The organism is Occultella glacieicola, from assembly GCF_004353825.1.
GTDB classification, from domain to species: domain Bacteria; phylum Actinomycetota; class Actinomycetes; order Actinomycetales; family Beutenbergiaceae; genus Occultella; species Occultella glacieicola.
The window spans coordinates 63,661-76,161 of sequence record NZ_SMNA01000001.1 but is presented as its reverse complement, the minus strand read 5'-3'; the positions used below and the strand labels follow the sequence as shown (position 1 = coordinate 76,161).

The window sequence follows — 12,501 nt, the reverse complement described above, 5'->3', positions numbered from 1 at the left end:
CTGATGGCTTTTGATATCGACAAGTTCACCCAGGACTCCGTGCGGGTCAACTGGGAGGACCTCGACCTCGACAACTTCCGCGAGAACCCGCTGCCGCCGGAGTCGATCCGGACGTTGCGGTACATGTGCGACGTCGAGTACCACACCGTGTGCTACCTGCGGGACATGCTGGTCACCCGCTCCCACGGGGAGGGCGAGGTGAACGCCTTCATGACCATGTGGAACCGCGAGGAGTTCTGGCACGGGGAGGCACTCGCGCACGTGCTCTCCCTGCACGGGGTGACCGTGAACTACGACCAGCTCAAGGACCGCCGGGTCAAGCTCGGCTGGCGGGACCGGCTCGCGCCGGTGAAGCAGTCCCTGCTCAGCAACATCGTCGGCAAGGACTTCGTGGCCGTGCACATGCTCTGGGGGGCCGCCAACGAGTGGTCCGCGGCGGCCGCCTACAAGCGTCTCGGTGTGCTCGAGGGGCACCCGTCCCTGGCCGAGCTGCTCCGGCGGATCGCCGCCCAGGAGTCCCGGCACGTGGCGTTCTACGCGACCCAGGCGAAGGCCCGGCTCGCCGGCAACCCGAAGGCGCAGAAGCTCGCCCGGTTCGCCCTGAAGAACGCGTGGGCACCGGTGGGTTCGGGGATCATGACCGACGACGAGGTGACCCACGTGATGGGTCACCTGTTCGGAGGCGCGGAGGGTCGCAAGGAGATCAACGCGATCGACCGTCACATCGGCCGACTGCCCGGCATGGAGGGCCTGACCATCTTCGCCGACGCCCTCGACGCCCGCGGCGTGGCGGCGTGAGCGGGCCGTCCCGCGGGTCCGGCGGCCCCGGTCGCCCGGTGGGTGCTGCCGGCGCCCGGATGCCGTTCATGTCCGACTCCGCCGGCTTCGACGTGCGCTCCTACACCCGCACCCCCCGGTCGCTGCGCCGCAAGGACCTCGACCTGGCCGCCCTGCAGGGACTCGGCACGAACACCCTGCTCACGCTGCGGCACCTGCAACAGGTCGAACGCGGCACCCTGCGGCTGATGCGGGATCTGCTCGTCACCCCCACGCACGCCGAGTCCCGGGTCACCGCCTTCCTGACCACCTGGGCCTATGAGGAGTACTGGATCGCCGACGCCCTCGAGGCCGTGCTCGACGAGAACAACCACACCGAGGTGGCCCACAGCACGAAGCTGGGCGAGTTGCGTCGCAGTTGGGACGACCGGGTGAGCCCGACCGCGGACGCGATCCGCACGAACCTGCTCGGCAGCGACATCGTGGCGGGACACATGGCCGTCGGGCTCCTGGACAGCCTGGTGGCCCGCGCGAGCTACGCGCGGGCCGGGCAGCTGGAGCCACGCCTGGGCGCGGTGATCGACCCGATCGTGGCGATCAAGGACCGGCACGTGGAGTTCTACGTCGACGAGGCCTCCGACCGGCTCGCCGCCTCCCCCGCCGCGGGCCGTCTCGGGCGGCGCGCCGTGCGGACCTGGCGGTGGCCCGGCTCCCGCTACGGCGCCCCCGGCTACGTCCAACCGGTCCTGCGGTACCTGTTCGCGGACCCGTCCGTGCGCGCCGACATCGACGCCGCGGACAGCCAGGTCGCCGCACTGCCGGGGCTGGCCGGCGCACACCCGATCCGGCAGGCCCTCGGACGCTTCGCGTCCCGGGGAGCACGGCACCGGTGACCCCGCGTACAGTAACCGGGGTGTCCGACCCTTTGAACAACGCCCACGTGCTCATCACGGGCGCCACCGGCTTCGTCGGCCAGGCCGTCCTGGAGAAGCTGCTCTCGACCTACCCCACCACCCGGATCAGCCTGCTGGTCCGGCCGCGCGGCGCCCTGACCGCGCAGATGCGCGTGGACAAGTTGCTGAGGAAGCCCGTGTTCTCCGCGTGGCGCGAGCGCGTGGGGGACGACGGCGTCGCGACCGCCGCGGGTCGGGTCACCGTCCTGGCCGGTGACCTCGGCGACGTGCCGGCGCTGCCGGGCGACATCGACGTCGTCATCCACTCCGCATCGAGCGTGTCCTTCGACATGCCGATCGACGACGCGTTCCGTGACAACGTCGGCGGCCCGGTGTCCCTGTACACGGCGCTGCTGGAGTCCGGCTCCGACCCGCACGTGGTGCACGTCTCCACCTGTTACGTCGCCGGGCTGCGCAAGGGGGTCGCCGAGGAGCGATCCCTCGACCACGGGGTGGACCGCACCGAGGAGATGACCCGGGCCCTGGCCGCCCGGGCGGAGGTCGAGGCCGCGTCCCGACGGCCGGAGGTCCTCGGCAAGCTCCTCGAGAAGGCCCGGTCCGTGCACCGCCGCGCGGGCGCCCAGGCCGTCGCCCAGGCGGCCGAGGAGGCCCGCGAGGCCTGGGTCACCGAGCGGCTCCAGGACGCCGGGCGCACGCGCGCCCAGTCCCTCGGCTGGCCGGACGTCTACACCTTCACCAAGGCGCTCGGGGAACGGGTCGCCGAGGAGCTGTGGGGGGCCGAGCACCGGCTCTCCGTGGTCCGGCCCACGATCATCGAGAGCTCGCTCAGCCACCCCTACCCGGGTTGGATCGACGGGTTCAAGGTCGCCGACCCCCTGATCGCGGCCTACGGGCGCGGCATGCTGCCCGAGTTCCCCGCGCTCGCGGACACGATCCTGGACGTGATCCCGGTCGACCACGTCGTCAACGCCATCCTCGCCGCGGCCGCCGCGCCCTCGGCCGTCGGCGAGCCCCGCTACTACCAGGTGGCCTCCGGCATCCGGAACCCGCTGCGGTTCGGGCGGATGGTCTCGATGATCCGGGAGTACTTCAGCGCCCACCCGCTCCTGGACGACGAGGGCAGCACCGTGCAGGTGCCGAACTGGACGTTCCCGAACGGACCCGCAGTCGAGCGCAGCCTGCGCCGCCGGGAACTCGCCGTCGACCTGGCCGACCGGGCCGTCGGCCGGCTGCCCGCGAACGACCGCACCCGCGGCTGGATCTCCGCCGTCTTCAAGGCGAAGCGCGACCTCGGCACCCTGCGCAAGTTCACGGACCTCTACAAGCCGTACACCCAGACCGAGGTCGTCTTCGACGACGCGAACACCCGTGCGCTGCACGAGACCGTGCCGCCGGAGCGGCGCGAGTCCCACGGTTTCGACGTCACGGCGATCGACTGGGACTACTACATGATGGAGGTGCACGTCCCGAAGGTCCCCGGCCTGATGCGGTCCCGTAGCCGGCGTGGTTCCTCCGGTGGCGCCACCAAGCGTGCCCTCCCGCAGCGCACCGACGTGCTCGCCGTGTTCGACCTGCACGGCACCGTGGCCGCGGCCAGCCTGATCGAGCACTACGTGTGGGTCGAGCTCGCCGCGAAGGGTTCGGGCCAGGCACTGCGTGAGCTCGGCGGCATGGTCGCCAACTCCGGGACCTACCTGCAGGCCGAGTGGCGTGACCGCGGCGACTTCATCCGCAGTTTCATGCGCCGGTACGAGGGGGTCAATGAGGCCGCGCTGCGCGACATCATCGCGCGGAAGGTGACCCCGTCGCTGCGGGCCAGGGTGCTCGCCGAAGCGACCGAGCGGATCGCGGAACACCGCGCCGCAGGGCACCGAACCGTCCTGGTCACCGGGCAGATCGACGTGTTCGTGGAGCCGCTCTCGGACATGTTCGACGTGATCGTGGCCGGCGAGATGGAGAAGGACTCCGACGGCCGCTGGACCGGGCACCTGGCCACCTCCCCGCTCGTGGACGAGGCCCGCGCCACCTGGCTGACCCGGTACGCCCGGGACTCCGGCGTCGACCTCGCCGGCTCCTACGCCTACGGCGACACCTACTCCGACCGTCCCTGGCTGGAGGTGGTCGGCCACCCGAACGTGGTCAACCCCGACTCCTCCCTGTACCGGTACGCCAAGGAGAAGCGCTGGCCGGTGCACAGCTGGACGACGACCGCCGAGGGGCGGTTCTCCCCGGTTCTGCGCAGCCTCACCGGATCGGGCCGACGATGACGTCCGCCGCCGAGAACTCACCGCTGACCGGCACCGCGATGGTCACCGGTGGCACGTCCGGCATCGGCCTGGCGTTCGCCAAGGGCCTCGCGGGCCGAGGGCTCGACCTGGTCCTCGTGGCCCGCGACGCCCAGCGGCTGGACTCCACCGCGGCGGACCTGCGGCACGAGTTCGGGATCACGGTCGAGACCCTGACGGCGGACCTCGCCGAGCCCGACGGCGTCGACCTCGCCGTGGCGCGGCTGACCCGGACGGACGTGCCGGTGACCGTGCTCGTCAACAACGCCGGCCACGGCGTGCACACGCCGCTGATCAGCGAGGACCCCAGCCCCCACCTGCAGGCGATCGACCTCATGGTGGGCGGTGTGCTCGTGCTCGGCGGCGCCGCCGGTCGGGCGATGACGCAGCGGGGCAGTGGCCTCATCATCAACGTCGCCTCGGTGGCCGGCCTGATCCCGATGGGCTCCTACTCGGCGATCAAGGCGTGGGTGAACTCCTACTCGGAGGGGCTCGGCATCGAACTGGCCGGCACCGGCGTCACGGTGATGACCCTGCTGCCGGGATGGGTGCGCACCGAGTTCCACGAGCGCGCCGCGATCCGCACGAACTCGATCCCCTCGGTACTGTGGCTCGATGCGGACCGACTCGTGGCCGACTGCCTCGCCGATGTGGACCGGGGCCGGACCAGGTCGATCCCGTCGCGGCGGTTCAAGCTCCTCGCCTGGGGTGCCCGACACGCGCCGCGACCGTTGGTGAACAGGGCCACCGCCCTGATCAAGAAGGGACGCCGATGAGCGCACAGCGCAGAACCGCTCGGTATCACCGCGCGTGGCACCGCTGGTTTCGCTACGTGGCTCAGCGGCTGATCCTTCGACCGGTGATCTTCGCGAACACCCGGGTGACGGTCGAGGGCGAGCGGCACCTGGCCGGGATCGACGGACCGTTCATCCTCGTGGCCAACCACTCCAGTCACCTCGACGCGCCCCTGTGCATCACGGCGCTGCCGTACCGGGTCACGAAGAACCTGGCCACGGCGACCGCCGCCGACTACTTCTACCGGCAGAAGTGGCGCAGCACCCTCACCTCGTTCTTCTTCAACTCCTACCCCGTCGAGCGAGGCAGCAACCGCGGCAAGGGCGCCGGGCTGTCGGTGTCCCTGCTCCGCCAGGGCGTTCCGCTCCTGATCTTCCCGGAGGGCACCCGGTCCCGGACCGGGGAGATGGCCTCGTTCAAGCCCGGCGCCGCCGCGCTCGCGCGCTCGCTGCACGTGCCGCTGATCCCGGTGGCCCTGGTCGGCGCGTTCGACGCGATGCCGGTGGGCGCGGCGTGGCCGAAGCCCGGCCGGATGCCGGTCAAGGTGATCGTCGGCAAACCCGTGCGGGCGCGGGCCGGCGAGAGCCTGCCGGACCTGAACGCGCGCCTGACCGCACGCGTGCGTGCCATGCACACGATGCAGACCTCGTACGTCCTCGTCACCGACGACGATCGAGCCAACAACCGGCCCGAGAGCGACCTCGGCCAGGCACAGGAGGATGTTTCATGACCGACGTCGAACACCAGAAATGGTGGGGCTGGGGCGTGGAGGGCATCGCCTTCCACCACGAGGACAAGCCGGCGTTCGCCGGCTTCGTCCTGGACAAGGTCGGCATCGACCTGACCCAGCCCGGCGGCGAGCCGCCGACGTTCGACGAGATCGCCGTCCCGGCCAGCCGTCTCGGTGACGACCTCGGCGCCCGGTTGCGGGCCGCCGTCGGCGACCACCAGGTCAGCACCGACGACATGCTGCGCGTGGTGCACACCTACGGCAAGGGCATGCGCGACCTGGTTCGGGTGCGGGCCGGGGACCTGCCCCGGGTGCCGGACGCGGTGGTCTACCCGGCGAACGAGGACGAGGTGCGCGCCGTGGTCGACGCGACCGTCGCCGCGGACGCCGTGCTCATCCCGTTCGGCGGTGGCTCGAACATCTCGGGCAGCCTGACCCCCCAGCCACGGGAGGAACGCACGATCATCTCCCTGGACCTCGGCCGCATGAACCGGGTGCTCGAGATCGACGAGAGCTCCGGGCTCGCCCGGATCCAGGCGGGCGGACTCGGCCCGGACATCGAGGAGCAGCTCACCACCCGGGGCTGGACGATGGGACACCAGCCGGACTCGTTCAAGCACTCCACCCTCGGCGGCTGGATCGCGACCCGGTCCTCGGGCATGCAGTCCGACAAGTACGGCGACATCGCCGACATCACCCGGGGCCTACGGGTGGTCCTGCCCGGAAAGGTGGTGGAACTGCGGCCGCTGCCGTCGACATCCACCGGACCGAGCGTGCGCGAGATGATCATCGGCAGCGAGGGCCGCCTCGGGGTCATCACCGAGGCCTGGGTGAACGTGCACCGGGTCCCCGAGAACCGCGACGTCATCGCCTACCTGTTCCCGAACTGGGCCGCCGGCCTCGCGGCCATGGCGGAGATCTCCACCTCCGACGCGGCACCCACGATCACCCGGGTCTCCGACGCGAACGAGACCGCGTTCTCACTCGCGACCCGCAAGGCGTCGAAAGGCATCTCCGGCAAGGTCGGCGAGGGCCTGTTCGAGGTCCTGCGCCGGCGCGGTTGGGACCTCGAGAAGGTCTGCATCTCCTACATCGGATACGAGGGCGGCGCCGGCAAGGTCCGCACCGAGAAGTCCATCGTGGGCAAGGTCATCGGCAAGCACGGCGGCATCCGGCTCGGCCGCGGTCCCGGCGCCATGTACGACCAGAAGAAGTTCGACACCCCCTACATCCGCGACTTCCTCCTCGACCGCGGCGCGATCGGCGACGTGTCCGAGACCGCGGCCCCGTGGTCGAAGCTCGGTCAGGTCTACACCACGACGGTGCGGGCGGCTCGGGCGAAGTTCACCGAGCTCGGCGTGCCGGGGTTCATCATGTGTCACCTGTCGCACTCCTACCATTCCGGCGCCTGCCTCTACTTCACGTTCGCGTTCCCCCCGAACCCGGACGCGGACTTCCTCGGCCAGTACGACGTCGTGAAGACCGCAATCCAGCAGTCGTTCATCGACGCCGGGGGGACGCTCTCGCACCACCACGGCGTCGGCACCGACCACGCGCCGTGGCTCGAGGGGGACATCTCCGAGGCGGGCACGGACCTGATGGTAGGCCTGCTCCGGGCGGCGGACCCGGGCCGCAACCTCAACCCGGGCACGCTGATCCCCGACCATCGGGAGTGGTGAGCCCGGAGGCGGTCTGAACCCGGGGCGGGCGAGGCCGCGCCGGACGCGGGGTCGCGCGCTTCAGAGCGCGTGCAGCCGAGCCGACCCCGCGGCCACCCGGACCACGCGGTCGCCGAAGTCCACCAGGACGGCGACCTCGCCCTCCAGTCCGACGACCCGGCCGAGGCCGTGACGGTCATGCGTGACCCGCTGTCCCACCACGAACACCGCCGGCGGCGGCTGCGGCACCCGCAGGTTGTTGAACGGGCTGGACGCGAGCGATCGGGGGGTGGCCATACCCCCAGCATCCTCTCTTCTGGCCGGATGTCACGCCCCGGGTGCTCCGCGCGGACCCGCGGGCCGGGCGGCGCCGTAGGCTGAAGGGCGATGAGCCACGTCTTGGGTCCCGATGCGACGACCGACCCACACACCCGGTCCGAGACCCTCGGGACCGGGCCAGGCCCCCACGCGACGGCCAACGTCATGCTCGTGCGGCACGGCGAGTCCGTGGCGAACGCGCGGCACCTGTTCACCGGCGTCATCGACGTGGGACTCACGCCCGCCGGCGAACAGGAGTGTGTGCTCGCCGGTCAGCGGCTGGCCGGCACCGGGTGGATCCCGGACGTGATCTGCACCTCCGAACTCGTGCGCGGATGGCGCACCGCCGAGCTCATGCGGACCGCCTGGCCCTCGTCGGTCCCGGTGGCCCGGGACTGGCGCCTCAACGAACGCAACTACGGCGCCCTGTCCGGGTTCCGCAAGAGCGAGATCGCGGAGCGGTTCGGCCACGAGCGGTTCATCCACTGGAGGCGCTCCCTCGAGGGCCGCCCGCCGCCGCTCGCACCGGGCACCCTCGCGCTGTGGCGCACCCTGTCGCCGTTCGATGTCCTGCCACCCGAGGCCCTGACCGCCACCGAGTCCCTCGCGGACGTCGTGGCCAGGGTCCGTCCGTGGGTCCGGGAGATCCTCGGCGGGCACGTCGCCGCCGGTCGCCGGGTGCTCCTGGTCGCGCACGGGAACTCGCTGCGCGCCGTGTGCGCCGTCCTCGATCGGCTGGACGGGGCCGAACTTGCCGCTCTCAACCTGCCGAACGCCCGGCCGCTCGCCTATCGGCTACGGACTCCAACGGGCGGTCTCCCGGAATCCCAGGTGCGAGGCGGCGACTACCTGGACCCCGGCGCGGCCCGCGCCGAGGCCGCGGCGATCGCCGCCGAGGGCGGAACGTAGGCTGGCCGCCATGGACCTCTTCGGGCCTTCCTGGTCGGCGCTGCTCGGTGCCGTGACGGAACTCGCCGACGGGGACCTCGAACGGCCGTCCGGCTGTCGTGGCTGGCTCGTCCGGGACCTCGTGTGCCATCTGGTCATCGACGCCCAGGATGTCCTGATCACGCTCGCCACCCCGACCGGGAAGGAACCGACCCGCACCGCGGCGACCTACTGGGAGGTCGGCGCGACGCCACCGACGGGGGACGACCCGCTCGATGCGCTCACCGTTCGGCTCGCCGCCGCCTACGAGGAGCCCTGGCTGCTCCGGCACCATCTGGACGACGTCGGCTCCGCCGCCGGGCGGGCCGCCGCGATCGCCCGCCCGGACCTGCGTGTGGGCACGCGTGGGCAGGTGCTGGCGGCGCGCGACTACCTCGGTGCGTATGTGCTGGAGTGGACGCTGCACCACCTCGATCTGGTGGCGCACCTGCCTGGGCACTCCGGGCCGCCGGCGGCCGGCCTCCACGCCGCCCGCGGGGTGCTGGAGGAGATCGCGGGGGCGGCGTTCCCGAAGTCCCTCGCCGACGCCGACGCCCTCCTTGTCGGGACCGGACGCCGCGAGCCCACCCAGGTCGAGAGGGCGGAAATGGGTGCTCTGGCCACGAGGCTCCCGCTGGTGCTCGGATGACGGCCACGCCCGCCGACCCGGTGGGACCGGCCGCCAGGGTGCCGGACCCACGGCACTTCGACGCCGACCCCCTCGGCTACGAGACGGCCCGCCCGCCGTACCCGGACGCCCTCTGGTCCCGGCTGCGGGCGCTCGGGGTGCTGCGCCCCGGTCTGCGTGCCGTGGATCTCGGAGCCGGCACCGGGCAGGCGACCGGACCGCTGTTGGCCGCCGGCCTGAGCGTGACCGCCGTGGAGCCCGGTGCACGGCTCGCGCGACGCCTGACCGAGCGGTTCCCCGCTGCCGACGTCCGGGTCGCCCGCGCCGAGGACGTCGAGCTGACGCCGACCGGCTACGACCTCGCCGTGGCCGCCACGTCGATCCACTGGATGGATCTGGGTCTGGTGCTCCCGCGGGTGCGGGCGGCGCTGGTCCCGCAGGGCCGCTTCCTCGTCTGGCGGAACGAGTTCGGGGACCCGACGGCGGCGCTCACCCCTTTTCGGGTGCGGGTCGCCGGGATCGTGGCCGACCGGGCGTCCGTCCCGGACGTCCGCCACCGGGCCGGGACGACGGAACTCGCCGAGATGCTGACGGCCGGCGGCCTGTTCGTGGTCGAGTCGGTCGAGCGGATGCGGTGGCGGATCGATCTCGACGAGGCGCAGGTGCGCGGTCTGTTCGCGACCTTCAGCGACTGGAGCGAGGCCGAGGTCGCCGCCGCGGGCGACGCCGTCCGGGTCCTCGGCGGCACGGTCCGGGAGCATTACGTCACGCCTCTGATCGTCCTGCGCCGCGCGTGAGGGCGGTGGCGGACACCGGCCCCGCCCGGGCGGGCAGGACCGGTATCGTCGTCACCGGACCCGGACGGTGATCGGGTCCGAGGAGGAGGTTCCCGCCGCGTTCGCGAACTCCGCGTGATAGCGGTACTCACCTGCCGGTCGTCCCACGATCGCGGTTGAGGCCTGCTGCGCGGCCGGGGTGGCTGCGGTCAGCGCCTGGCTGTCGACGAGCACCCCGTCCTCGTAGAGCCGGTACGCGGTCGCGTTCGTCCCCCACCACAGGTCGGACGTCACCGTGTAGTCGGAGCGGCCGACGTGGTTGTCGTGGGACAGCACCGGGACCGCCGGCTTCGCATCGCGCACCCGGACGGTCGCCGAGCCGGTCGGAACCGTCCCGGCCGCGTTGCTCAGCCTGCCGGTGTACTCGTAGTCGCCGTCGACCCGGCCGGTCAGGGGGACCTGCACCGTCTGGGCACCCGGCGAGGCCGGCTGCAGCGAGCGGGTCGCGACGAGGGCGCCGTTCTCATACAGCCGGAACACGGTCGCGTTAATGCCCCACCACAGGTTCAGCGTGACCGTGAACGTCCCGTCGGTGACACCGCTGCGCCCGCTGTCGGTGGACAGCACGGCGGCGCCGGGCGGCCTGGTGGCGACCTCCGCGGGGGTCGCGAACGTGTACGCGATGTCCAGGGCGCCGTCGTGGGGGATCCAGAGCTGGTGTTGACGGCGGGTCCCGCCCAGCGCGGCGCGGTCCGTCGCGGCGAACCGCACGTCGCGCGCGCCGCCGAACCCGATCTCGAACGTGGTGCCGTTGCGGGCCAGGGTCAGACCGGTGACCCCGGACAGGTCCCGGACGTCGCCGGAGCCCGCGACCGTGCCGTCCGAGAACGTCAGGACGTCCCCGGGCTGCACGAGCAGGGGCACCAGCGCCCGGCCCGGCTCGGGGGTCCGGATCCGCTGGGTGAACGCATGGTCATGGAAGCTCAGGTCGGTGTCGGTCCCGATCGCGGCGTCGACGTAGGCGACACTGAAGTCGCCGGTCACGGCGTCCACCTCGGCTGCCGGGAGTTCGGTGCCTCCGCGCCCGGGGGCGCTGTAGTAGGTCGGGTCCACCTCCACGACGGCGATCTCCGACGCGTCGGGGAAGTGGCCCCAGCCGTCGTCGGTGTAGTTGTTGAGGACGACTGCCAGCGTGCCCATGGTGGGGTGCCAGAGCAGGCCTGGCCCCATCCGGAGTCGCCGATACGGCCCGTCGTGTCCGTCCCGGTGTCCGAGCGCGGCGGTCAGATAGTAGGAGGGGCGGCGGACGAACAGGTAGTCGAGCGCGAAGCTGCCCGCCCGGCGCACCTCGGTGAACCGGTCGCGGGCGTGGTACGGCAGCGCCTCGATCGCGGCTTCACGCTCGGTGACCGTGAGGCCGAGGGGGGCCCGGCTGCCATGCATCCAGGTCCGCGGCGACGTGCCCTTCTTCGCCAGCGCGGCCACCGGGGAGGGATCCGCGGCCCACGCCTCGCGGGCGGCGAGGATCTCCACGTCCGTCGGGTGGAAGGCGCCGATCTCCGGCAGTTCGCCGAGCAGGGCTCGTCCGAGCGCCGACCGGTCGACGACCTCACTCGGCTGCACCGAACTCGCGAACGCCGAGTTCCGAACGCAGATCGCCGCCCAGTGCACCCACCCGGCCCGGTCCGGCTCCCACACGGCGGACCGACCGATGAACCCCATCATCGAGCGCGCCATCTCGACCGCCTGCGGCACGCCGGTCTGGGCCGCGTCGGCGATGTCCGGGAGGGCGACGGTGAACGAGTAGCCGTTGTCGTAGCCGGCCGGCTCCATGGAGTGGCCGGCGGGCGTGATGCTGTGCTCGAGCAACTCGGTCCAGCACTCGTCCGCGGCGGCCGCGATCGAGGGGTCGGCGAGAGCCTCGGCAGCGTTGGCCACACCGACGAGGCCGGCGACGACCTGGTTCGTGTAGGGGATCGGCCGGGCCCAGTGCGGCTTCGACCGGTCGGTCAGCCAGAGGGCTGCGGCACGCAGGGCCGCCTCGATCCGTGGCAGCATCCCGGGGAGTTCGCCGGCCTCGGAGAGATAGGTGTGGGTCAGGGACAGCGCGACGGAACCGAATCCGGTGGGGGCCAGGTGCGGGACGTCGTAGGCGTACTCCGACCAGGCCCCGCTCGGCAGTTGGATGCCGAGGTAGTAGGTGAGGGCCGCCTCCAGGCGGTCGCGCAGCCGGGCGTCGCCGAAGTACGGGTTCCAGGAGCGCTCGTGGGTCAGGAACCAGGTCAGGGTGGCGACCTGTTCCATCTCCCTGGCGTTGTACGGCTGCTCGGGGGAACGCCACCAGCCGTCCTCCATCCAGCCGTAGTTCGGATCCAGGTCCCGGATGCTGTTCGCCATCGGGGCGACCACCGTCAGGTAGCCGGCGAGAACCTGTTCGGAGTCCTCGAACGCGGTGCGATCCGGCGGCGCACCGAGCGGGTCGACGAGCGGCAGTACGGTCCCCTCCGACGTGGCCCAGGCGCGGGAGGTGCTGGCGGCGCCGAGGGCCAGGGCACCCGTGAGCCCGGCGGTGCCGAGGAGGACCGCGCGCCGGGACACTCCCGCGCGGGTCAGGTCGGGGTTCTGTGCGGCCCGGGACTGGGGGTCGGGCTGGGTGTGAGCGTGCATCTGCATTCCCTCCATTGGTTCCGTGC

General features: G+C 72.1%; 11 protein-coding genes. 9 read left to right on the top strand and 2 right to left on the bottom strand.

The genetic code is table 11. From position 1 onward, the window contains the following. Window positions 1-3: 3 nt before the first annotated feature. The 6 genes from EXU48_RS00370 to EXU48_RS00345 all read left to right on the top strand — a co-directional run bounded on the left by EXU48_RS00370 (window position 4) and on the right by EXU48_RS00345 (window position 7,180). A complete protein-coding gene (locus tag EXU48_RS00370; RefSeq protein WP_133105610.1) occupies window positions 4-798 on the top strand; it encodes a ferritin family protein in 795 nt (264 codons plus the stop codon). Window positions 799-866: 68 nt separating this feature from the next. Then, the gene (locus EXU48_RS00365; protein WP_133105609.1) at window positions 867-1,670 is read left to right on the top strand and encodes a hypothetical protein; all 804 of its coding nucleotides are present in this window, start codon (window positions 867-869) and stop codon (window positions 1,668-1,670) included. A 20-nt stretch (window positions 1,671-1,690) separates the two neighbouring features. Continuing rightward, entirely contained in the window at window positions 1,691-3,958 is a 2,268-nt protein-coding gene (locus EXU48_RS00360; RefSeq protein ID WP_235856753.1) for an HAD-IB family hydrolase, read from the top strand. After that, on the top strand, window positions 3,955-4,752 hold the full coding sequence (locus tag EXU48_RS00355) for an SDR family NAD(P)-dependent oxidoreductase (protein ID WP_133105607.1): 798 nt from the start codon (window positions 3,955-3,957) through the stop codon (window positions 4,750-4,752). Before EXU48_RS00360 ends, EXU48_RS00355 begins: the two co-directional genes overlap by 4 nt. A gap of 83 nt (window positions 4,753-4,835) precedes the next feature. Beyond that, complete coding sequence (locus EXU48_RS00350; protein ID WP_235856752.1) at window positions 4,836-5,501, top strand: lysophospholipid acyltransferase family protein; 666 nt, start codon at window positions 4,836-4,838, stop codon at window positions 5,499-5,501. After that, entirely contained in the window at window positions 5,498-7,180 is a 1,683-nt protein-coding gene (locus EXU48_RS00345; RefSeq protein ID WP_133105605.1) for an FAD-binding oxidoreductase, read from the top strand. The genes EXU48_RS00350 and EXU48_RS00345 overlap by 4 nt, the downstream gene beginning before the upstream one ends. Window positions 7,181-7,240: 60 nt before the next feature. Here the strand turns inward: EXU48_RS00345 and EXU48_RS00340 are convergent, their stop codons facing one another. Next, on the bottom strand, window positions 7,241-7,456 hold the full coding sequence (locus EXU48_RS00340; protein ID WP_133105604.1) for a hypothetical protein: 216 nt from the start codon (window positions 7,454-7,456) through the stop codon (window positions 7,241-7,243). 90 nt (window positions 7,457-7,546) lie between these two features. On the opposite strand from EXU48_RS00340, the gene EXU48_RS00335 reads away from it, so the two are divergent. From EXU48_RS00335 to EXU48_RS00325, 3 genes are read left to right on the top strand one after another with little or no spacing between them, the layout of a single operon-like run. Next, window positions 7,547-8,386 carry a 2,3-bisphosphoglycerate-dependent phosphoglycerate mutase gene (locus EXU48_RS00335; RefSeq protein WP_133105603.1) on the top strand — a complete coding sequence of 280 codons (840 nt, stop codon included), beginning with the start codon at window positions 7,547-7,549 and terminating at the stop codon, window positions 8,384-8,386. A gap of 10 nt (window positions 8,387-8,396) precedes the next feature. After that, window positions 8,397-9,053 carry a maleylpyruvate isomerase N-terminal domain-containing protein gene (locus tag EXU48_RS00330; protein ID WP_133105602.1) on the top strand — a complete coding sequence of 219 codons (657 nt, stop codon included), beginning with the start codon at window positions 8,397-8,399 and terminating at the stop codon, window positions 9,051-9,053. Beyond that, window positions 9,050-9,829, top strand: coding sequence for a class I SAM-dependent methyltransferase (locus EXU48_RS00325; RefSeq protein ID WP_235856751.1), 780 nt, complete (start codon window positions 9,050-9,052; stop codon window positions 9,827-9,829). The genes EXU48_RS00330 and EXU48_RS00325 overlap by 4 nt, the downstream gene beginning before the upstream one ends. Window positions 9,830-9,880: 51 nt before the next feature. Here EXU48_RS00325 and EXU48_RS00320 read toward each other — a convergent pair whose 3' ends face one another. Then, window positions 9,881-12,475, bottom strand: a complete 2,595-nt coding sequence (locus EXU48_RS00320; RefSeq protein WP_133105601.1) for a hypothetical protein — start codon at window positions 12,473-12,475, stop codon at window positions 9,881-9,883. Window positions 12,476-12,501 lie beyond the last annotated feature (26 nt).

Excerpts from the sequence above, each read along its gene's own strand:
- EXU48_RS00370 (WP_133105610.1), top strand. The coding sequence starts at position 4 with ATGGCTTTTGATATCGACAAGTTCACCCAGGACTCCGTGCGGGTCAAC.
- EXU48_RS00365 (WP_133105609.1), top strand. The coding sequence starts at position 867 with ATGTCCGACTCCGCCGGCTTCGACGTGCGCTCCTACACCCGCACCCCC.
- EXU48_RS00355 (WP_133105607.1), top strand. The coding sequence starts at position 3,955 with ATGACGTCCGCCGCCGAGAACTCACCGCTGACCGGCACCGCGATGGTC.
- EXU48_RS00345 (WP_133105605.1), top strand. The coding sequence starts at position 5,498 with ATGACCGACGTCGAACACCAGAAATGGTGGGGCTGGGGCGTGGAGGGC.
- EXU48_RS00340 (WP_133105604.1), bottom strand. The coding sequence starts at position 7,456 with ATGGCCACCCCCCGATCGCTCGCGTCCAGCCCGTTCAACAACCTGCGG.
- EXU48_RS00335 (WP_133105603.1), top strand. The coding sequence starts at position 7,547 with ATGAGCCACGTCTTGGGTCCCGATGCGACGACCGACCCACACACCCGG.
- EXU48_RS00330 (WP_133105602.1), top strand. The coding sequence starts at position 8,397 with ATGGACCTCTTCGGGCCTTCCTGGTCGGCGCTGCTCGGTGCCGTGACG.
- EXU48_RS00325 (WP_235856751.1), top strand. The coding sequence starts at position 9,050 with ATGACGGCCACGCCCGCCGACCCGGTGGGACCGGCCGCCAGGGTGCCG.
- EXU48_RS00320 (WP_133105601.1), bottom strand. The coding sequence starts at position 12,475 with ATGCACGCTCACACCCAGCCCGACCCCCAGTCCCGGGCCGCACAGAAC.